General features: G+C 74.0%; 19 protein-coding genes. 14 read left to right on the forward strand and 5 right to left on the reverse strand.

Annotation, left to right across the window (positions count from 1 at the left end; translation table 11 throughout):
• Positions 1 to 110 precede the first annotated feature (110 nt).
• Positions 111 to 578 carry an ATP-binding protein gene (locus HCJ92_RS05640; protein ID WP_167932311.1) on the forward strand — a complete coding sequence of 156 codons (468 nt, stop codon included), beginning with the start codon at positions 111 to 113 and terminating at the stop codon, positions 576 to 578.
• A 107-nt stretch (positions 579 to 685) separates the two neighbouring features.
• Here HCJ92_RS05640 and idi read toward each other — a convergent pair whose 3' ends face one another.
• From idi to HCJ92_RS25545, 3 genes are all read right to left on the reverse strand, one after another.
• Positions 686 to 1,279, reverse strand: coding sequence for an isopentenyl-diphosphate Delta-isomerase (gene idi, locus HCJ92_RS05645; protein ID WP_167932312.1), 594 nt, complete (start codon positions 1,277 to 1,279; stop codon positions 686 to 688).
• A gap of 179 nt (positions 1,280 to 1,458) precedes the next feature.
• Positions 1,459 to 2,388 (reverse strand): cation diffusion facilitator family transporter, encoded by a 930-nt coding sequence (locus HCJ92_RS05650; protein ID WP_167932313.1) that lies wholly within the window; start codon positions 2,386 to 2,388, stop codon positions 1,459 to 1,461.
• Between the two features lie 470 nt (positions 2,389 to 2,858).
• Positions 2,859 to 2,996, reverse strand: a complete 138-nt coding sequence (locus HCJ92_RS25545) for a hypothetical protein (protein ID WP_338054034.1) — start codon at positions 2,994 to 2,996, stop codon at positions 2,859 to 2,861.
• A gap of 69 nt (positions 2,997 to 3,065) precedes the next feature.
• Between HCJ92_RS25545 and HCJ92_RS05655 the strand changes: the two genes are divergently transcribed.
• The 11 genes from HCJ92_RS05655 to HCJ92_RS05700 all read left to right on the forward strand — a co-directional run bounded on the left by HCJ92_RS05655 (position 3,066) and on the right by HCJ92_RS05700 (position 14,344).
• Complete coding sequence (locus tag HCJ92_RS05655) at positions 3,066 to 4,628, forward strand: DUF5941 domain-containing protein (protein ID WP_338054035.1); 1,563 nt, start codon at positions 3,066 to 3,068, stop codon at positions 4,626 to 4,628.
• Positions 4,625 to 5,374 (forward strand): phosphocholine cytidylyltransferase family protein, encoded by a 750-nt coding sequence (locus tag HCJ92_RS05660; protein ID WP_167932314.1) that lies wholly within the window; start codon positions 4,625 to 4,627, stop codon positions 5,372 to 5,374. Before HCJ92_RS05655 ends, HCJ92_RS05660 begins: the two co-directional genes overlap by 4 nt.
• A complete protein-coding gene (locus HCJ92_RS05665) occupies positions 5,362 to 6,423 on the forward strand; it encodes an iron-containing alcohol dehydrogenase family protein (RefSeq protein ID WP_167932315.1) in 1,062 nt (353 codons plus the stop codon). The genes HCJ92_RS05660 and HCJ92_RS05665 overlap by 13 nt, the downstream gene beginning before the upstream one ends.
• Positions 6,401 to 7,186, forward strand: a complete 786-nt coding sequence (locus HCJ92_RS05670; RefSeq protein ID WP_167932316.1) for a CDP-alcohol phosphatidyltransferase family protein — start codon at positions 6,401 to 6,403, stop codon at positions 7,184 to 7,186. The genes HCJ92_RS05665 and HCJ92_RS05670 overlap by 23 nt, the downstream gene beginning before the upstream one ends.
• Before the next feature lie 56 nt (positions 7,187 to 7,242).
• Positions 7,243 to 8,088, forward strand: a complete 846-nt coding sequence (locus tag HCJ92_RS05675; protein WP_167932327.1) for a glycosyltransferase family 2 protein — start codon at positions 7,243 to 7,245, stop codon at positions 8,086 to 8,088.
• Positions 8,089 to 8,197: 109 nt separating this feature from the next.
• Positions 8,198 to 9,133, forward strand: a complete 936-nt coding sequence (locus HCJ92_RS05680) for an ABC transporter permease (protein WP_167932317.1) — start codon at positions 8,198 to 8,200, stop codon at positions 9,131 to 9,133.
• Positions 9,126 to 9,929, forward strand: a complete 804-nt coding sequence (locus tag HCJ92_RS05685; RefSeq protein WP_167932318.1) for an ATP-binding cassette domain-containing protein — start codon at positions 9,126 to 9,128, stop codon at positions 9,927 to 9,929. The genes HCJ92_RS05680 and HCJ92_RS05685 overlap by 8 nt, the downstream gene beginning before the upstream one ends.
• Before the next feature lie 93 nt (positions 9,930 to 10,022).
• Positions 10,023 to 10,937 (forward strand): squalene synthase HpnC, encoded by a 915-nt coding sequence (hpnC, locus tag HCJ92_RS05690; RefSeq protein ID WP_167932319.1) that lies wholly within the window; start codon positions 10,023 to 10,025, stop codon positions 10,935 to 10,937.
• A 1-nt stretch (position 10,938) separates the two neighbouring features.
• Positions 10,939 to 11,874 carry a presqualene diphosphate synthase HpnD gene (gene hpnD, locus HCJ92_RS24715; protein WP_420824673.1) on the forward strand — a complete coding sequence of 312 codons (936 nt, stop codon included), beginning with the start codon at positions 10,939 to 10,941 and terminating at the stop codon, positions 11,872 to 11,874.
• Positions 11,871 to 13,289: a hydroxysqualene dehydroxylase HpnE gene (gene hpnE, locus HCJ92_RS05695; RefSeq protein WP_338054037.1), complete on the forward strand. Its 1,419-nt coding sequence runs from the start codon at positions 11,871 to 11,873 to the stop codon at positions 13,287 to 13,289. The genes hpnD and hpnE overlap by 4 nt, the downstream gene beginning before the upstream one ends.
• Positions 13,286 to 14,344 carry a polyprenyl synthetase family protein gene (locus HCJ92_RS05700; protein WP_167932320.1) on the forward strand — a complete coding sequence of 353 codons (1,059 nt, stop codon included), beginning with the start codon at positions 13,286 to 13,288 and terminating at the stop codon, positions 14,342 to 14,344. The genes hpnE and HCJ92_RS05700 overlap by 4 nt, the downstream gene beginning before the upstream one ends.
• 60 nt (positions 14,345 to 14,404) lie before the next feature.
• On the opposite strand, the gene HCJ92_RS05705 is transcribed toward HCJ92_RS05700, so the two are convergent.
• Both HCJ92_RS05705 and HCJ92_RS25770 read right to left on the reverse strand, forming a co-directional pair.
• The gene (locus HCJ92_RS05705) at positions 14,405 to 15,178 is read right to left on the reverse strand and encodes a ricin-type beta-trefoil lectin domain protein (protein WP_167932321.1); all 774 of its coding nucleotides are present in this window, start codon (positions 15,176 to 15,178) and stop codon (positions 14,405 to 14,407) included.
• Between the two features lie 234 nt (positions 15,179 to 15,412).
• On the reverse strand, positions 15,413 to 15,913 hold the full coding sequence (locus tag HCJ92_RS25770) for a tyrosine-protein phosphatase (protein WP_420824672.1): 501 nt from the start codon (positions 15,911 to 15,913) through the stop codon (positions 15,413 to 15,415).
• 50 nt (positions 15,914 to 15,963) lie between these two features.
• Here HCJ92_RS25770 and HCJ92_RS05715 point away from each other — a divergent pair, with 50 nt between their 5' ends.
• On the forward strand, positions 15,964 to 16,695 hold the full coding sequence (locus HCJ92_RS05715; RefSeq protein WP_167932323.1) for an alpha-ketoglutarate-dependent dioxygenase AlkB: 732 nt from the start codon (positions 15,964 to 15,966) through the stop codon (positions 16,693 to 16,695).
• Between the two features lie 255 nt (positions 16,696 to 16,950).
• The coding region (locus HCJ92_RS05720) for a sensor histidine kinase (protein ID WP_338054038.1) at positions 16,951 to 18,325 on the forward strand (1,375 nt) is incomplete at its 3' end.

Raw genomic sequence — 18,325 nt, forward strand, 5'->3', positions numbered from 1 at the left:
ACTCGGTCACAGGGCACTGGCACATGCCAACACTCGGAGACATGCGGTGCGTCCCCGCACCGCCCACCGAAGCGCATGACACGAGAGATGAGGGGCCGGTGCCGGACACCATGGACAGCCGATCGCACGCCTCGCCGCAGCAGGTGCTGCCCGCACGGCACCGGCACGACGGCACCTGGCGTTTCACCGTCCCACCCGTGGAGGGCTCCGTCCCCTGGGTGAGGCACGCGGTACGCGACCTGCTCCGTCGGCGTCGCGCGCACCTCGGCGAGGACCTGATGTTCGCCATCGAGCTGGTGCTCTCCGAGTTGGTGACCAACGGGGTGCGCCATGCCGCACTCCTGACGCCGGAGATCGGCGTCGAGGTGACCCTCCGGGACGGCCGACTACGGCTGGCCGTCGAGGACGGCCACCCCTATCGTCCGCGCGCGCTGGAGGCGGTTCCCGACCGGCACGACACCGGTGGCCGCGGGCTCCTCCTCGTCAAGGCCGTCGCCCTGGAGACCGGAGGCGACTGCGGGGTGACCCCCACGGCGGCGGGCGGCAAGGTCGTCTGGGCGACGCTGCCGCTGTACTGACGCGACCGGAGGCACCGTGTCACGGTTGCGCCGGATCGAACCGCGAGGTCGTGGACTGTGGGGGGCGAGGAGCATGAGGCCGCGGGCCGAGTCGGGCCGGGGGCCTGTCACCAGCCCCCGGCACCGCCGGTGACCACGCGGATCGTCGGACGCGCCGCGTCGAGGACTGTCATGAACCAGGCCGAGAACGGGTCCGCCGCATGGCGCCGCGCCAGCTCCTCGGCCGTGACGAGCGCCGTCGCGCCGACCTCCTCCGGGTCGGGGGCGACCGGGGCGCCGGTGAGCCCCACGAAGAGGTGGTTGAACTCCTGCTCCACCAGACCCGAGACGGGATCGGGGTGGTTGTAGCGCACGGTGCCCGCCTCCCGCAGCAGCGACGGGGCGGTGCCCAGCTCCTCCGCGGTCCGTCGCACGGCGGCGACGAACGGCGGCTCCTCCGGGTAGGGATGGCCGCAGCAGGTGTTCGACCACACGCCGGGGGAGTGGTACTTGCCGGCCGCGCGCTGCTGGAGCAGCAGTCGCCCCTCGCCGTCGAAGAGGAAGACGGAGAACGCCCGGTGGAGCCGGCCGGGCGCCTGGTGCGCCGACAGCTTCTCCGCCGTGCCGATGGTGGTGCCGTCCTCGTCCACCAGCTCCAGCAGGATCGGCTCGGGCCCGGTGGGCTCGGAGGTGCCGGTGGTGACGTCGGTTCGCTGGGGCATGGGCGCCTTTCGGGATGTGCACGTCGCCCCGGACGCCGCCCGGGGGACCGGCCCATGGTTATGGGGCCTGGCACCAGTGTGCCGTAGCGGACCCCGCGGGCGCGTCACCCGTTCGGGCGCACCGCCGGCCCGCGGGGCGACGGATGGCGAAGAGCGGGTGACGCGCGGGTGACGCGGGATCAGTGGCAGACCCGGGGCTCGTGCGCGACGTGTCCGTCGGGTTCCAGCTGGAAGGTGCAGTGCTCCACCGCGAAGTGGTCGCCGAGGCAGTCCTGCAGGTCGTGCAGGACCCGCTCGTGCCCCACCGAGTCCAGCACCTCCCGGTCCACCACCACATGGGCCGACACCACCGGCATGCCCGAGGTGATGGTCCACACGTGCAGGTCGTGCACGTCCGAGACGCCCTCCACCCCCAGCACGTGCTCGCGGACCTCGTGGATGTCCACGTCCCCGGGGGCCGACTCCAGGAGCACCTCGATCGCTTCCCGGCCGAGCTTGAACGTCCGCGGCACGATCATGGCCGCGATCAGCAGCGAGGCGACGAGGTCGGCCTGCTGCCAGCCGGTGAGCAGGATCACCAGCGCCGACGCGATGACGGCGACCGAGCCGAGGGTGTCGGCCAGCACCTCCAGGAAGGCGCCCCGCACGTTCAGACTCTCCTTCTGGCCCTGCATGAGCAGCAGCAGCGAGACACAGTTCAGCGCGAGGCCCACCACGCCGAAGACCATGGTCAGGCCGCCCTCGATCTCCGCGGGCTGCTGCATCCGCCGGAACGCCTCGAAGACGATGTAGCCGCCCACGCCGAGCAGCAGCAGGCAGTTCACCAGCGCCGCGAGGATCTCCAGCCGTGCCATGCCGAAGGTGCGTCTGGCCGCCGCCGGCCGGTTGGCGAAGTGGATCGCGGTGAGCGCCATGCCGATGCCCACGAGGTCCGTCGCGACGTGGCCGGCGTCGGCGAGCAGGGCGAGCGATCCGGTCAGGGCGGCGCCGATCAGCTCGGCGACCAGGAGCACGGCCGCGATGCCGAACGCGATCCAGAGCCGCCCCCGGTGCTTCGCACCGGCGGTGACCTGTCCGCCCCCGCCGCCGTGTTGGTGTCCCGCTCCCATGGCCCTCCGCTCCCGTCGTCGATCCGTCCGCGGGTCGTCCCGCGGCGCCCCTCCCGGTGGCGCGAAACCGCCGGGAACCGTGGTCGCCGCGGTGCCCGCCGTCTCTCAGTGAACTACGGGTGGGGGGTATAGGGCAACGCGGCAGTGAACACCGTTGTCATTGGCTCTGAGCTGGGCTTTTACGGTACCGGCCCCGTGCCGTGCCCACCTGCGGCGACGCGCCGCCGCAGCGTCGCCGGCGCCGGGTGGCGCCGGTATTCCGTCACCGCTCGGTCGGCTGTGCGAGACCTGCGGGCCGTGACCGGGGCGAACCCCGGATGAACCGCGGTGAACGACCGGTCGGGGGATCGGATAACCTCTGCCCTCGTGCCCGCCCGTGGCCCGCCGCGCCCGCGCGGCCGGCACGGCGCCGCCCCGAGGAGTGAGTTCAGCTGTCGACCGCCATCGTCATCGGCCGGCCCGTCGCCGGGTCACCGCTCGACGCCGACCTGCGGGCCCTCGGCTTCACGGTCCGCGCCCCGCAGGATTCCGACACGCTGCGTGAGGAGCTCGGCCGGGTACCGACCGGCGAGCGCATCGCCGTCGTCGACGCCCGCTTCACCGGTCACCGGCAGAGCCTCCGGCTCGCCCTCACCGACCCCCGGTTCTCCGCCGCGGCCGTCCCCGGTGCCCTGGCCGTGGGCCCACCGGCCCGTGCGGCGCTCGCCGCCGCGCTCACCGCCGTCCCGGCGGCCCCGGGCGCCGACGGCGACGCGCCGCTCACCGACCGGCTCACCGAGGCGGTGGACGCCTCGGGCGCCGCGGTCCACCGACCGGCGCTCGGCAGCCTCGTCGCCGAGGTGCCCGCGTCGCCCGCCGACGCCGAACGTGCCCGCGCCGCGGTCGCCGCGGTCGACGAGGAGCGCGTGCGCCTCGCCGACGCGGTCAAGAGCCGCGACGGCTTCTTCACCACCCACTGCGTCAGCCCCTACTCCCGGTACATCGCGCGCTGGTGCGCCCGACGGGGACTGACGCCGAACCAGGTGACCACCGCCTCCCTGGTGACCGCGCTCGTCGCGGCGGGATGCGCCGCCACCGGCACCCGCGCCGGGTTCGTCGCCGCCGGCCTGCTGCTGCTGGCCTCCTTCGTCCTGGACTGCGTGGACGGCCAACTGGCCCGCTACGCCCTGAAGTACTCGACGCTCGGCGCCTGGCTCGACGCGACGTTCGACCGCGCCAAGGAGTACGCGTTCTACGCCGGACTCGCCCTCGGTGCCGCGCGGGGCGGTGAGGACGTCTGGGGTCTGGCGCTGGCGGCCATGGTCCTCCAGACCGCCCGCCACATCGTCGACTTCTCCTTCAACGAGACCACGACCGGGCAGGACGGCGGCGGTGGCAGCCGCGCCGCCGCGCTCTCCGGACGCCTCGACTCGGTCGGCTGGACAGTGTGGGCCCGGCGCATGATCGTGCTGCCGATCGGCGAACGCTGGGCACTGATCGCCGTCCTCACCGCCCTGACCACCCCACGCGTCACCTTCGTCGTACTGCTGGCCGCCGGTGCCTTCGCCGCCTGCTACACCACCGCCGGCCGGGTGCTGCGCTCCGCCCGCCGCCCCGGCGACGGCGGCGGGGACACCGGTGCGACGGCGCTCGCCGCCCTGGCCGACAGCGGCCCGCTCGCCGAGTCCGCGGCCCGTACCCCCGCCACCGGCCGCACTGCGCTGGGCGCGCCGCTGTGGGCAGCCGCGGGGGTGGTGGTGCTCCTCGGGACGCTCCTCCTGCCCGGCGCCTCGGGCACCTGGGCCGTGGTGGCCGCGGCCGTCTGGTACGCCCTGTGCGCCGGCCGCGCCGTCGCCGCGCCGCTGAGCCACCGGCTCGACTGGCTGCTGCCGCCGCTCTTCCGCGTCGCCGAGTACGGCACGGTGCTGCTCCTCGCGCTGCACGCGGAGAGCCCGGCCGCCCTCCCGGCGGCGTTCGGCCTGGTGGCGATCTGCGCCTACCATCACTACGACACGGTGTACCGCCTCCGCGGCGGCGCCGGAGCCCCGCCGCGCGGCCTCGTCCTCGCCGCGGGCGGGCACGAGGGACGCACCCTGCTGGTGGTCCTCGCCGCGGCGCTCTGGCTCGGCGGTTCCGGCTTCCCTGTCGCGCTCACGGTCCTGACCGGGGCGCTGACCATCCTGGTGCTGACCGAGAGCATCCGGTTCTGGGTCTCCTCCCAGGCCCCCGCCGTACACGACGAGACAGGAGAACCCACATGATCGGCCTCGTGCTGGCGGCCGGCGCCGGACGGCGTCTGCGTCCCTACACCGACACCCTCCCCAAGGCCCTGGTGCCGGTCGGCTCCCGGGACGACGAGAGCACCACCGTCCTGGACCTGACCCTGGGCAACTTCGCCGAGGTCGGCCTCACCGAGGTCGCCGTCGTGGTCGGCTACCGCAAGGAGGCGGTCTACGAGCGCCAGGCGGCGCTGGAGTCCCGCTACGGCGTGAAGCTGACGCTGATCGACAACGACAAGGCCGAGGAGTGGAACAACGCCTACTCGCTCTGGTGCGCCCGCGACGTGCTCGCGGAGGGCGTCATCCTGGCCAACGGCGACACCGTCCACCCCGTCTCCGTGGAGCGCTCGCTGCTCGCCGCCCGCGGTGAGGAGCGGCGGATCATCCTCGCGCTGGACACCGTCAAGAACCTCGCCGACGAGGAGATGAAGGTGATCACCGAGCCGGGACGCGGCGTGCGGCGCATCACCAAGCTGATGGAGCCGGCCGAGGCCACCGGCGAGTACATCGGCGTCACCCTCATCGAGGGCAGCGCCGCCGCCGACCTCGCCGACGCGCTGCGCACCACCTTCGAGCGGGACCCCGACCTCTACTACGAGGACGGCTACCAGGAGCTGGTGAACCGCGGCTTCACCATCGACACCACCCCCATCGGCGACGTGCCCTGGGTCGAGATCGACAACCACGACGACCTCGCCCGCGGCCGGGGGATCGCATGCCTCTACTGACCAGGCTGATCCCGTCCCCGGTGTCGGTGGACATCAGGGCGGGCGCCCTGGACGACCTGGCCTCGCTGCTGGCCGACCAGCGCATCGCCCCGACCGGCAAGCTCGCCTTCGCGATCAGCGAGGGTTCCGGTCGGGCGCTGCGCGACCGGCTGCGCGACGCCATGCCCGGCGCCGACTGGTTCGAGGTGGGCGGCGGCACCCTCGACGACGCGGTCCGGCTCGCGGGTGAGGTCAAGTCGGGGCGGTACGACGCCCTGGTCGGCCTCGGCGGCGGCAAGATCATCGACTGTGCCAAGTTCGCCGCGGCCCGGGTCGGACTGCCGCTGGTGGCCGTCGCGACCAACCTGTCGCACGACGGGCTGTGCTCCCCGATCGCGACCCTCGACAACGACGCGGGCCGCGGTTCCTACGGCGTCCCCACGCCCATCGCCGTCGTCATCGACCTCGACGTCATCCGGCAGGCCCCCGCGCGTTTCGTGCGGTCGGGGGTCGGCGACGCCATCTCCAACATCTCCGCCGTGGCCGACTGGGAGCTGTCCCACAAGGTGACCGGCGAACCCATCGACGGGCTGGCCGCCGCGATGGCCCGGCAGGCGGGGGAGGCCGTGCTGCGGCACCCCGGCGGGTGCGAGGACGACTCGTTCCTCACCGTGCTCGCGGAGGGACTGGTTCTCACCGGCATCGCCATGTCGATCGCCGGCGACAGCCGCCCGGCCTCCGGCGCCTGCCACGAGATCAACCACGCCTTCGACCTGCTCTTCCCGCGCCGCCGCGCCCCCCACGGCGAGCAGTGCGGCCTGGGTGCGGCCTTCGCCACCCACCTGCGGGGCGCCACCGAGCAGGCCGCGCTGATGGTGGAGACGCTGCGCCGCCACCGGCTGCCCGTCCTTCCCGGCGACATCGGCTTCAGCGGCGAGGAGTTCGTCCAGGTCCTGGAGTTCGCGCCGCGCACCCGGCCGGGTCGCTTCACCATCCTGGAACACCTCCAGCTGTCCACCGACGAGATCAGGGACGCGTACGCGCACTATGTCAAAACCTTCGGTAGCTGAACTCCGCCCCGTCGTCCACCCCGAGGGGATCAAGGACCGCCGCAGCGGCGAGCACTGGGCGGGACGGCTCTACATGCGCGAGGTCTCCCTGCGCTGGACCAGACACCTGGTGAACAGCCGGATCACCCCCAACCAGCTGACCTACCTCATGGTCGTGGCCGGGGTCGCGGCCGGTGCGGCGCTGCTGATCCCCGGCATCGCGGGTGCGCTGCTGGCCGCGCTGCTGATCCAGCTGTACCTGCTGCTGGACTGCGTCGACGGCGAGGTCGCCCGCTGGCGGAAGCAGACCTCGGTGACCGGGGTCTACCTGGACCGGGTCGGTCACTACCTGGCCGAGGCCGCGCTGCTGGTCGGGTTCGGCGTGCGGGCGGCCGACGTGTTCGCACTGGAGGGCGCCGCCGCGAACTGGCTGTGGGCCTTCCTCGGCACGCTCGCCGCGCTGGGCGCCATCCTGATCAAGGCCGAGACGGACCTGGTCGACGTCGCCCGGCTGCGCAGCGGGATGCCGGCCGTGCAGGAGTCGGCGGCCACGCCCCGCTCCTCCGGTCTCGCTTTCGCGCGCCGCGCCGCGGCGGCGCTGAAGTTCCACCGGTTGGTCGGCGGGGTCGAGGCGTCACTGTTCGTCCTCGCGGTCGCGATCGCCGACCTGATCGCCGGCGGGTTGTTCTTCACCCGCCTCGGCGTGGCCCTGCTCGCCGCGATCGCTCTGCTCCAGACCCTGCTGCACCTGGTCTCCATCCTCGCCTCCAGCAGGCTGCGGTGAGCGGCGACCCGGCCACCGGGGGCACCGGCCTCTCCCTCGGGGCGGTGATCATCACCATGGGCAACCGCCCCGAGGAGCTGAAGCGGCTGCTCGACTCGGTGGCGGCCCAGGCCGGCGACCCCGTGCAGGTGGTGGTGGTCGGCAACGGCGCCGCCCTCCCGGACCTCCCCGAGGGCGTCCGCACGATGGAGCTGCCGGAGAACCTGGGGATCCCGGGCGGCCGGAACGCCGGCATCGAGGCGTTCGGCCCCGGTGGCACCGACGTGGACGTCCTGCTCTTCCTGGACGACGACGGAGACCTCCCCGGCCGTGACGTGGGCGAGCTGGTGCGGGAGGCGTTCGCCGCGGACGACGCGCTCGGCATCGTCTCCTTCCGCATCGCCGACCCGGAGACCGGAGTCACCCAGCGCCGCCACGTCCCGCGGCTGCGCGCCGCCGACCCGATGCGCTCCTCGCCGGTCACCACCTTCCTCGGCGGCGCCAACGCGGTGCGGACGGCCGTCTTCGCCGAGGTCGGAGGTCTGCCGGACAGCTTCTTCTACGCCCACGAGGAGACCGACCTCGCCTGGCGCGCGCTGGACGCCGGATGGGGCATCGAATACCGCGCCGACCTCGTGCTGCACCACCCCACCACCTCGCCCGCCCGCCACGCGCTCTACCACCGGCTGGTGGCCCGCAACCGGGTCTGGCTGGCCCGCCGCAACCTGCCGCTGCCGCTCATCCCGCTCTACCTCGGCACCTGGCTGCTGCTCACGCTCCTCAGGCGTCCCTCCGGCTCCGCGCTGCGGGCCTGGGCCGGCGGTTTCGCCGAGGGATGGCGCACCCCCTGCGGTCCCCGGCGGCCGATGCGGTGGCGTACCGTGTGGCGCCTGACCCGGCTGGGCCGCCCGCCGGTCATCTGACAAGCTCCTACCTGAGATCATTCACGAGCGAACAACGGACCGGACACCGAACACGCGTCCGGTCCGTCCGCGGCTCTCCACAGCCGGCCCGCGAGACGAAAGTGTCGATGTGAGCGAGACAACGCACGAGCGTGCGACCTCCGCCGCCCCACCCCCGCCCGGGGAGAAGCTCAGCGCCGCCGAGCTGGCGGCCCGCCACGGGCTGGCGGTGAGCGGGGCGAGGCCGTCGCTCCCCGCTTACGTGCGGCAACTATGGGGCCGCCGGCACTTCATCGTGTCCTTCTCCCAGGCGAAGCTGACGGCGCAGTACAGCCAGGCCAAGATGGGCCAGGTCTGGCAGGTGCTGACCCCGCTGCTCAACGCGGCGGTCTACCTGCTGATCTTCGGGTACCTGCTCGGCGGGCGTGGCGGCATGGACATGCCGGAGTACATTCCGTTCCTGGTGATCGGGGTCTTCCTCTTCACCTTCACCCAGCAGTCGGTCATGGCGGGGGTCAAGTCGATCCCCGGCAACATCGGGCTGGTCCGGGCGCTGCACTTCCCCCGCGCCTCGCTCCCCATCTCCTTCGTGCTCCAGCAGCTCCAGCAGCTGCTCTTCTCCACCGTCGTCATCCTGGTCGTCCTCATCGGCTTCGGCCACTACCCCAGCTGGACCTGGCTGCTCGTCGTCCCGGCCCTGCTGCTCCAGCTGGTCTTCAACTCCGGACTGGCCCTGGTCTTCGCCCGCTGGGGGGCGGCCGTCCCCGACCTGGCGCAGCTGATGCCGTTCGTGCTGCGCACCGCCATGTACGGCTCCGGCGTCCTCTTCCCCATCGGCCACATCCTCGAAGGGCGCGACGTACCGTCCTGGGTCGCGGACGTCGCGCTGGCCAACCCCATCTCCGTCTACATGGAGTTGTTCCGGCACGCCACCATCACCGACGGCCCCCACCACGGCGGCCTCGCGGGCTACTTCTGGCTGCTCGCCGTCGGCTACGCGCTCCTCGCGCTCGTCGCCGGGTTCGTGTACTTCTGGAAGGCGGAGGAGAGGTACGGCCGTGGCTGACAACACCACCGACACCACCGCGGGCACCGCGACGACCGGGGAGCGTGTCCCCACCGTCATCGCGGACGACCTGCACATCGTCTACCGCGTCACCGCCGGACGGCAGCGCGGCAACGCCACCGCCGCGCTGCGCCGCGTCATGCGCCGCGAACCCTCGGGGCGGGTCCGCGAGGTCCACGCCGTCCGCGGGGTCAGCTTCACCGCCCACCGCGGCGAGGCGATCGGCCTCATCGGCTCCAACGGCTCGGGCAAATCGACCCTGCTGCGCGCCATCGCAGGCCTGCTGCCCCCGGAGAGCGGCCGGGTCTACACCGACGGCCAGCCCTCCCTCCTCGGCGTCAACGCGGCCCTGATGAACGACCTCACCGGCGAGCGCAACGTCATACTCGGCGGCCTCGCCATGGGGATGAGCCGCGAGCAGATCAAGGAGCGCTACCAGAGCATCGTCGACTTCTCCGGCATCAACGAGAAGGGCGACTTCATCAGCCTGCCGATGCGGACGTACTCGTCCGGCATGGCGGCCCGCCTGCGCTTCTCCATCGCGGCGGCCAAGGACCACGACGTCCTCATGATCGACGAGGCGCTCGCCACCGGCGACAAGAGGTTCCAGAAGCGCTCCGAGGCCCGCATCCGCGAACTCCGCAAGGAAGCCGGGACCGTCTTCCTCGTCAGCCACCGCAACCGCTCCATCCGGGACACCTGCGACCGGGTGCTCTGGCTGGAGAAGGGCGAGCTGGTCATGGACGGACCCACCGACGAGGTGCTCAAGGCCTACGAGGCCGAGACCGCCTCCTGACACCGGCCGTGCCCCTCCCGCGCCCGGGCCCGACCCGGGCGCGGAAGGGCGTGTCCGAGGGGATCGGCGCCCCGACAAGGTAGAAATGACGGTATGACGACCACCGCCGCCGCCGACCCCGGTCACCAGCAGGTCTCCGCGACGCTGGCCAAGGCCGCCCGAGAGAACTTCCCCGTCGCGCCCCGCTTCCTGCCCGCGGCCTGGCGCGAGGACCTCATGGCCGTCTACGGCTACGCCCGGCTGGTGGACGACGCCGGCGACGGGGACCTCGCCCCCGGAGGCGCCGACGCCGTCCTGCTGGGACTGGAGGCCGACGCCGCGGACGAGCCCGCGGCGCTGCTGGACGCGCTGGAGGCCGACCTGGACCGCGTGTTCGCCCGCGGAGGTGAAGCACCCCGCCACCCTCTGGTCCGCGGCCTGCTCCCCACCGTCCGGCGCACCGGCCTCACCGCCGACCCCTTCCGCGACCTCATCGAGGCCAACCGGGTCGACCAGCGCGTCAGCCGCTACGCGGACCGCGAGCAACTCCTGGCGTACTGCGAACTCTCCGCCAACCCCGTCGGGCGGCTGGTCCTCGCCGTCACCGGCACCACGACCCCCGAACGGGTCCGGCGCTCCGACGCGATCTGCACCGCCCTCCAGCTGATCGAGCACCTCCAGGACGTCGCGGAGGACCTGGCGCGCGACCGGGTCTACCTGCCCGCGACGGAGCTGCGGCGCTTCCACGTCACCGAGCGCGACCTCGCCGCCCCCACCGCCGGTGCCGCCCTGCGGGCCCTGGTCGCCTCGGAGGCGGACCGGGCACGTAGGCTGCTGGACGACGGCGCACCGCTCGTCGGCAGCGTCCAGGGCAGGCTCCGGATGCTGCTCGCCGGGTTCGTGGGCGGCGGGAGAGCGGCGCTGGCGGCCATCACCGACGCCCGGTACGACGTTCTCGCCGGTACCCCCCGGCCCACCAGAACCGGCCTGCTCCGCGCGGCGGGGTCCACCATGCGACGAGGAATGTGAGCTGTCCACCGTGACGACGAGCCCCCCGCTCTCTCCCTCCCTGAACGCCGCCTACCGCTACTGCGAGATCGTCACCGGCCAGCAGGCCCGGAACTTCGCCTACGGCATCCGGCTGCTGCCCGCCGCCGAACGCCGGGCGATGTCCGCGCTCTACGCCTTCTCCCGCCGCGTCGACGACATCGGCGACGGTCCCCTCGACGACGCGACCAAGGAGTCCCGCCTCAAGGAGACCCGCGACCTGCTCCAGCAGGTCCGTGCCGGTGAGATCGCCGACGACGCGACCGACCCGGTCGCCCTGGCGCTCGCGGACGCCGCCGACCGGTTCCCGATCCCGCTCGACGGGCTCGACGAACTCATCGACGGCGTGCTGATGGACGTCCACGGCCGGAGCTACGAGACGTGGGAGGAGCTCCGCGACTACTGCCGCTGCGTCGCCGGCGCGGTGGGGCGCCTCTCCCTCGGGGTCTTCGGGACCGTTCCCGGCGCCCCCGGCGCGGAACGGGCCCCGCAGTTCGCCGACACCCTCGGCCTCGCGCTGCAACTCACCAACATCCTCCGCGATCTGCGGGAGGATGCCGCGGAAGGCCGCAGCTACCTCCCCGAGGAGGACCTGCGGGCCTACGGGTGCACCGACGGCTTCGACCGCTCGCAGCCCCAGCGCGGCGCCGACTTCGACGGCCTCGTCCGGTTCCAGGTGCACCGCGCCCGGCGGCTGTTCGCCGACGGCTACCGGCTGCTGCCGATGCTCGACCGCCGCTCCGGCGCCTGCGTCGCCGCCATGGCGGGCATCTACCACCGGCTGCTGGACCACATCGCGGCCGACCCCGCCGCCGTGCTGCGCGGCCGGGTCTCGCTGCCCGCCCCGCAGAAGGCCCTGGTCGCCGTCCGCGGGCTGGCCGGCCTCGACGCCCGCCGCGCCGTGCGGAAGCGCCCGTGACCCGTACCGCCCTCGTCATCGGCGGCGGACTGGCCGGGACCACCGCCGCGCTGGACCTCGCCGACCGCGGCTGGCGCGTGACGCTCGCCGAGACCCGCCCCCGCCTCGGCGGCCTCGCCTTCTCCTTCCGTCGTGCCTCCGCCGTGGGCGACCTCACCGTCGACAACGGCCAGCACGTCTACCTCCGCTGCTGCACCGCGTACCGCGGTTTCCTGGAACGGATCGGCGGCAGCGGACTGGCGCCGATCCAGCGCCGCCTGGACGTCCCCGTCCTCGACGCCGACACCGGCCGCGCCGGGCGGCTCACCCGCACCGCGCTGCCCGTCCCCCTCCACCTGTCAGCGGCACTGGCCCGCTACCCGCACCTGGACAGCGGGCAGCGGCTCCGTGCCGCCCGCGCCGCCTGGGCCCTGCGGTCACTGGACCCCGCCGACCCCGCACTCGACGCCAGGTCCTTCGGGGACTGGCTGCACGAACAGGGACAGGACCCGCGCACCGCCGCCGCCCTGTGGGACCTGGTCGGCGTCGCCACCCTCAACGCACGCGCCGACGACGTCTCGCTCGCGCTGGCCGCCAAGGTCTTCCGCACCGGGCTGCTGACCACGCCCGGAGGCGCCGACATCGGCCTCCCCGCCGTGCCGCTCGGGGAGATCCACGGCACACTGGCGGGCCGCGCCCTCGCGGACGCCGGCGTCACCACGCTGCTGCGTGCCCGCGCACGCCGCGTCACCCGCCCCGCCGAGGGCACCGGCGGCTGGACCACCACCTTGGAACGGGGTGGCGACCCCGTCGAGCTCACCACCGACGCGGTCGTCCTCGCCGTGCCGCAGGGACAGACCCACGCTCTGCTGCCGCCCGGTGCCCTGGAGGAGCCGGAGCGCCTCCTGCGGCTCGTGGACTCCCCGATCCTCAACGTCCACGTCGTCTACGACCGTCCGGTGCTGCGACGGCCGTTCCTCGCCGCACTCGGCAGCCCGGTGCAGTGGGTGTTCGACCGCACGCCCCACTCCGGTCTCGCCGACCTGCCCGGCGCGGGCGACTCCCAGTACGTCGCGCTGTCCCAGTCGGCGGCGAACGGCGAGATCGACCTGCCCGCGGCCGACCTGCGCCGTCGCTACCTTCCCGAGCTGGAACGCCTGCTGCCGGCCGCCCGCGCCGCGGGCGTACGGGACTTCTTCGTCACCAGGGAGCGCACCGCGACCTTCGCACCCGCCCCCGGTACCGCCCGGCTCCGCCCGGGCACCACCACTCGGGCACCCGGCCTGTACCTGGCCGGCGCGTGGACCGACACCGGCTGGCCCGCGACCATGGAGGGCGCGGTCCGCAGCGGCCACGCCGCCGCCCGCGCCGCCGCCGGAGCACCCGCGCGCACCCCCGCCCGCACCCCGATCGCCCAGCGCGAGGAGCATCCGTGAACGCCCCCCATCCCGACCCCGACGCCGTGGCGGCCCTGCTGGAACGCGGCCGATCACTCGCCGCCCCCGCGCTGCGCGCCGCCGTCGGACGGCTGGCGTCCCCCATGGACACCGTCGCCGCCTACCACTTCGGCTGGATCGACGAGGACGGCCGCCCGGCCGACGGCGACGGCGGCAAGGCCGTCCGGCCGGCGCTCGCCGTGGTCTCCGCCGAGGCTGCCGGAGCCCGGCCGGAGGCCGGGGTTCCCGGTGCCGTCGCGGTCGAACTCGTCCACAACTTCTCCCTGCTCCACGACGACCTGATGGACGGCGACGAGCAGCGCCGCCACCGGGACACCGTCTGGAAGGTGCACGGCCCGGCACAGGCGATCCTCGTCGGCGACGCCCTCTTCGCCCTGGCCGGAGAGATCCTGCTGGCCGAGGGCGGTCCGCACGCGGCTGCCGCGGCGCGCCGACTCGCGATCGCCGCCCGCAAGCTGATCGACGGCCAGGCACAGGACATCGGCTTCGAGCACCGCGAGACGGTCGGCGTCGCGGAGTGCCTGGAGATGGCGGGCAACAAGACCGGCGCGCTCATCGCCTGCGCCGCGTCGATCGGCGCCGTCCTCGGCGGTGCCGACGAGGCCACCGCCGACTCCCTCGACCGCTACGGCCACCACCTCGGCCTCGCCTTCCAGGCCGTGGACGACCTCCTCGGCATCTGGGGCGACTCCCGTTCCACCGGCAAGCAGACCTGGAGCGACCTGCGGCAGCGCAAGAAGTCGCTCCCGGTCGTCGCGGCCCTGGCCGCCGACAACCCCGCCGCGGAACGCCTCACCGGTCTGCTGACCGCCGACGCCAAGAAGTCCCCCGAGGAGTTCGAGGACTTCGACGAGGCCGAGTTCGCCGAGCGCGCCGCGCTCATCGAGGAGGCCGGCGGCCGGGAGTGGGCCGCCGACGAGGCCCGGCGCCAGCACGACACCGCCGTCTCCGCGATCGAGGGCCTGGCGATGCCGGACCACACCCGTGAGCAGCTGCTCGCCCTCGCCGACTTCATCGTCATCCGCGAGCGCTGAGCGGTTCCGGACCGCGTACGCGGGTGGGACGGTCGGAAGACCGCCCCGCCCGCGCCGACGTCAGGTGCCCAGCGGTGCCCCGCGCCACTGCTGGTTGGTGTGGTGCGGGGTGCAGTCCCAGATACCGAGGCGGGTACGGTCACCGGTGCCCCAGCCGAGCGCGTCCAGGCACTTGCCCGAGTGGACGCTGCGCAGCAGGCCGCCCGGCAGCACCTCCCAGCGCTGGTTGTCCGCGCCGTGGCAGGTGTTCAGCCCCACGTGGGAGCCGTTGTCGGTGCGGCCGAACTGCACGTCCATGCACCGGCCGAACGCCCGCAGGGTGCCGTCCGCCTCCAGCCGCCACCGCTGAGCGTCGGTGTTGTTGCAGCTGAACAGCTGGATGGGCGTCCCGTCGCTGAGGCCCGAGCGGTGCACGTCGATACAACGCCCGGAGTGCACGCCGACGATCTGTCCCGAACCGGCGGGCGGCGGCGGGGTGCAGAGCAGCTCCAGCAGCACCTGCCAGTAGTTCGCGTTGATCTGGTGCGCCGCCGGTCCGGCCGACACCCGGCAGTTGGCGGCCGGGTACCCCTCACCGGCCGCGGCGGCGTAAGCGGTTCCGTAGGCGGCTTCCACCGCGATGTTGTAGGGGCCGTACCCCGCCCCGAGGAAGTACTTCGGCTGGGTGGGTGCGGCCGCGGTGACCGCCGCCTCGACGGCCGGCGCCGCCGGGGCGGCTGTGGGCGCGGCGGCCTCCGGGCCCGCTGCGGCGGTGGGCGCCGCGAGGGCCGCTCCGGGGAGAAGTAACGCGGCGGCGAGTGCCAGAGGTGCGGCGATCAGACGGGACAGCTTCACGAACTTCTCCTTGCACCGATGGACGAGGGCGCGACTTCTTCACAACAAGCACAATGTGCTTGCCGGATGGTCGCGGCGCGAGCATAGCGGCGCTGTCGCGGCCCCGTGCGGCCGTTCGCGCGACCCTGCCCTTGTCGGCAGCCCGTGCTCCACGCGCGCCACTGCCGCCCCGCGGGACCCGGGGCAGTGGTCGCTTCCGACCTGTGGCGACGGGAATCCGCCACACTCCGCCGGTCACCGGTTCCGCCGGGGCGCCGCGGTCACTCCGCCAGCAGTTCCTCGGACAGGGCGCGCCGCTCGGCGTGGGAGAAGCCCGGTGCCCCTGACACGCACCGGCCCAACGATCCCCATCCGGGGTCGATCTCGTCCCGGGCCGCCGCCAGGTAGGCGGCGCGGGCGTCGGGGAGCGGTGCGAGCGGCTCGCCGACCTCGGACGCATGCCCTCCGGGGCGCCCGCCGCCCGGGTGACGGGGTACGCCGGTGCGGCACCCCGGAGAGCAGGTGGTCGCCCTCTACCGCCGCGGGCCCCACCCCGGCGACGAGCAGGACCGGCGCCACCGTCGGCCCCGTGCGGTCCTTCCCCGCAGAGCAGCGCACGAGCGCCGGGGCCCGCCCGACACGGACCTCCGGGCGTGGGTCACCGCCCGGCGCGGCGCCGCGTCGCGGACGACCCCACGGCACCCCGCGGAACCCACCACAGCGCCCGAGGAAGGGTGGTGGGCGAGCGGGGTGCACCTCCTGGTGCCGCAGGGGCGCGGGACCGGGGTGGCTGTCACCATGGGCACATGGACGGCGGCCACCACGACGAGGAGCTCTTCCCGCGCGAACCCGCCCTCGTCGCGCCGGGAGCGGTCCACCTGCCCGCGCATCTGGACCCGGCGTCCCAAGCGGAGCTGCTGTCGGCCTGCCGTGGCTGGGCGCTCCCGCCCGCCGGCCTGCGGACGGTCCGCACGCGCGGCGGGGTGATGTCGGTCCGACAGGTCGGACTCGGCCTGCACTGGTACCCCTACGCCTACGCGCGCACCGCCGTGGACGGCGACGGCGCCCCCGTCAAGCCGTTCCCGGGGTGGCTGGGGGAGTGGGCGCACGCGGCAGTGCTCGCCGCCGCGCGCGCCGCCGCCGACGCCGCTGCCCCCGGCCCCGGCGGTGCGACCGCCTCCGGCGCGTACGACGTGGCGCTGGTGAACTTCTACGCGGAGGGCGCCCGGATGGGGATGCACCGCGACATGGAGGAGCGGTCCCCGGCGCCGGTCGTCTCCTTCAGCCTCGGTGACGCTTGCGTGTTCCGCTTCGGCAACACCGAGGGCCGGGGCCGGCCCTGGCGCGACACCGAGCTGCGCAGCGGGGACGCGTTCGTCTTCGGCGGGCCGGCACGGCTCGCCTACCACGCGGTGCCGCGCACGCTGCCAGGAACCGGTCCAGGACGGCTCGGGCTGCGTGGCCGTGTCAACGTCACCGTTCGCGTCTCCGGCCTCGACCTGGCGAACGAACCGGGCGCCGCCCCCGGCGGCCGGTAGCGGAAGCCGCGGCGACGCGACGCGGCGCGTCCGGGCGACATCACGAAAGCCCTTGCGACAGTCGGGGTCTCGTCCTGTCCACCGATCGCATCCCGTTCACCCGATAGGAGGTGGCGAGGGGTGGCGAATGCCCGAACCCGCCCCCTTGCGCCGGTCTCCGCCGGTTAGCGTGACGACGCACTGAGATCACTCTTCGCAACGAACCACCTCCGCTCGGCTCGCCGAGCGCTGCCGAGACCGCACCGGGGACGGACGATGCCCGAACCGCACAGCCACGGCGCCGGAACCGAGCGGGCCGCGCCCTCACCCGCTCCCGACGGCAGCGCCGCCCGCCCCGCCCCGGCCGCGGGCCGCCGCGCCCGCCGATCCGCCCCTCGGGGGGTGCCGGGCGCCACCGAGACCCGCAGGCTGCTCAACCTCGCGGTCTGGCCGCCCGTCCTGGTCGCCGCCGTGGCCGCTTTCGTCGTCGGCTACCTGCTGCGGTCCCCCTCTGGCGTGCCCCTCACTCCGGGCGTGCCCTGGGCCGTCGTCACCGGCGGACTGCTGCTGGTGGGGGCCGTGGTCTCCGGCGCTGCCCTCGCCGCCGGCGCCGAGGCACGCGCCCGCAGCGCCCGCGTCACCGCGCTGCGCCGCGAGAACGCACGCGGCGGCGCCGACCTCCAGGCACTGGCGCTGCGCGTCGCGGCCGGCGAGGCCGTCCGCCCGCCGACGCCCCGGGCACCCGGGCCGACAGCCGGTGACGGACTTCGGGTACTCGGTGAGGAACTCGCCGTCGCCCGGCACGCCGCCCAGACCGCCGTCGCCGAGGCGTCGGCCGCGCGCCACCCCGAGCCCGGGGGCAGCGAGGAGAAGCTGGAGGTCTTCGTCAACCTCGCCCGCCGCCTCCAGTCGCTGGTCCACCGGCAGATCGAGCACCTCGACGAGCTGGAGCACGAGGTGGAGGACCCCGACCACCTCAAGGGGCTGTTCCACGTCGACCACCTCGCGACCCGCATGCGCCGGCACGCCGAGAACCTCGCCGTGCTCGGGGGCGCCACCTCCCGGCGGCAGTGGAGCCGACCGGTGGAGATGAGCGAGGTGCTGCGCTCCTCCATCGCCGAGGTCCAGCACTACTCGCGGGTGCGGCTCGTCCCGCCCATCGAGGGGCGGCTCCGCGGCCACGCCGTGGCCGACGTGATCCACCTCCTGGCGGAGCTGGTGGAGAACGCGACGGTGTTCTCCTCGCCGCAGACCCAGGTGGTGCTCCGCGCCCAGTACGTCACCGCCGGGCTGGCGGTGGAGGTCGAGGACCGCGGCCTCGGTCTCGCTCCCGACGTCCAGGACCGGATGAACGCGCTGCTGACCGGTGCCGAGCGCATGGACGTCGCCGCACTGGTCCAGGACGGTCGGATCGGGCTGCTCGTCGTCTCCGCGCTCGCGCAGCGTCACGACATCGTCGTCCAGTTGCAGAGCAACATCTACGGGGGCGTCCAGGCTGTCCTGGTCGTGCCCCACGCGCTGCTCGGCAACGAGGAGGACGACCGTCCCACCGAGATCCTCAGCGCCTCGCCGGCAGCCGCCGGCGGGCTGGCGGTGGAGGTCGAGGACCGCGGCCTCGGTCTCGCTCCCGACGTCCAGGACCGGATGAACG

It is taken from the genome of Streptomyces spiramenti (assembly GCF_012034385.1).
Taxonomy (GTDB): domain Bacteria; phylum Actinomycetota; class Actinomycetes; order Streptomycetales; family Streptomycetaceae; genus Streptomyces; species Streptomyces spiramenti.

Coding starts and splice junctions, on each gene's coding strand:
- HCJ92_RS05640 (WP_167932311.1), top strand. CDS start 111: ATGGACAGCCGATCGCACGCCTCGCCGCAGCAGGTGCTGCCCGCACGG.
- idi (WP_167932312.1), bottom strand. CDS start 1,279: ATGCCCCAGCGAACCGACGTCACCACCGGCACCTCCGAGCCCACCGGG.
- HCJ92_RS05650 (WP_167932313.1), bottom strand. CDS start 2,388: ATGGGAGCGGGACACCAACACGGCGGCGGGGGCGGACAGGTCACCGCC.
- HCJ92_RS05660 (WP_167932314.1), top strand. CDS start 4,625: ATGATCGGCCTCGTGCTGGCGGCCGGCGCCGGACGGCGTCTGCGTCCC.
- HCJ92_RS05665 (WP_167932315.1), top strand. CDS start 5,362: ATGCCTCTACTGACCAGGCTGATCCCGTCCCCGGTGTCGGTGGACATC.
- HCJ92_RS05670 (WP_167932316.1), top strand. CDS start 6,401: ATGTCAAAACCTTCGGTAGCTGAACTCCGCCCCGTCGTCCACCCCGAG.
- HCJ92_RS05675 (WP_167932327.1), top strand. CDS start 7,243: ATGGGCAACCGCCCCGAGGAGCTGAAGCGGCTGCTCGACTCGGTGGCG.
- hpnC (WP_167932319.1), top strand. CDS start 10,023: ATGACGACCACCGCCGCCGCCGACCCCGGTCACCAGCAGGTCTCCGCG.
- HCJ92_RS05715 (WP_167932323.1), top strand. CDS start 15,964: ATGGACGGCGGCCACCACGACGAGGAGCTCTTCCCGCGCGAACCCGCC.